This window comes from Alcanivorax sp. 24 (assembly GCF_004360225.1).
Lineage (GTDB): Bacteria > Pseudomonadota > Gammaproteobacteria > Pseudomonadales > Alcanivoracaceae > Alloalcanivorax > Alloalcanivorax xiamenensis.
Map to the genome: position 1 here is coordinate 1 of NZ_SNUA01000037.1, position 1,316 is coordinate 1,316.

Sequence of the window (1,316 nt, forward strand, 5' to 3'; positions counted from 1 at the left end):
GTTAAAGGTTCCGCGAATCATAAGGTTCTCCCCCCTTAAAACTGCATGCTGATGGAGGCGGCGAAGACGTTGACGTCACCGTCGGTCTTGACGCGGTCGTCGTTGCCGGTCTGGTCGGAGAGCAAACGGAAGTCCCGCTCGCCGATGGCGTGGTACTGGTAGGCCAGATCAAAGCGCACCGGGTGCTTGAAGCCATAGACCCGCTGGGCGGTGGCGTGGAAGCCCAGGCCGAAGATGGTGCGGCGGGCGTCCAGATAGTTGATCTCTTTATTGACGCCGGTCTCCAGTGGCGATTCCTGGTAGGCGATGCCGCCGGAGAAGCCGATGCCGGGCTCGAACTCGTACTCCACGCCGATGCGGGGAATAAAGGTGTCGCGGAACTGTAGATCACCGACGTCCTTGATGTCGTCGTGGCCACCGGTCAGTTTGTCTTCGAGCTTGGACCATTCCTGGAATTCCAACGCCACCCCGGTACGCCACTTGCCGCGCTTGACCTGGGTGCCGAACACATAGGTGTTGGGCTGGTAGGAGTCGATGGTGCTCAGATTAATGAACAGACCCGGCTCGGGGATGGTGCCGGGAATGATGGTGTTGGCGTCGACGCTGACGCGGGCATAGGAGTATCCCCGGAAGGCGAAGGCGGTTTCCACGCCGTTGTACCAGCAGTCGGCGTCGGGGCAGAAGGTCTCCTTCCAGTCCAGGCTCATGCTGAGGATGGGGCGCAGCACGGGTTTGGCGGTGACGTCGAGGGTCTCGTACTGGGTGTTGCCGGAGAGGTCGGTGTGAGCGACCAGCTTGGCGTCGGAGTGGAGGGTGACGCGGGTGGCGAAGCCGATGGCGAGACCGCGCCAGATGTTGGTGCCGATGCCTAGGGACAGGAACAGCGGCTCACGGCCGTGATTGAAGTACTGGCCATAAGGGGCGGTCTGTGAGGTGAAAGCCATCAGTTCCTGGGAGTACTTCTCGGAGCCGAGCAGCAGGCCGAGGACCACGGACTGTCCCAGTTCGGTGATGCCGGAGAGATCGGTGCGCAGGCCGAGGAGGATCTGCTGGGTGGGATCGTCCTGGACCTTGTACTTGCCGTGTTGTTGGCTGTCGGCCTTGAGGTTGGGGTCGGTGTGCATGAGTCCGGCGGTCATTTCGCCGCGAGTGTCGCGGGCGAGGAAGGCCGGGTTGTAGTAGGTGGTGGAGACCTGGGTGTTGAACATGGAGAGGGCCTGGACGGTGGCGACGTCACTGGGCAGGACACCGTAGGTGGTGGCGATGTTACCCATGTTCGCGCAAGCGATCGCCGGGGCAAGCAACAGCGCCGCGGC

1 protein-coding gene is annotated in these 1,316 nt (G+C 62.5%); it reads right to left on the bottom strand.

Annotation, left to right across the window (positions count from 1 at the left end; translation table 11 throughout):
- Positions 1-35: 35 nt before the first annotated feature.
- A partial coding sequence (locus E0L37_RS21150) for an outer membrane protein transport protein (RefSeq protein ID WP_240687532.1) occupies positions 36-1,316 on the bottom strand: 1,281 nt, incomplete at its 5' end.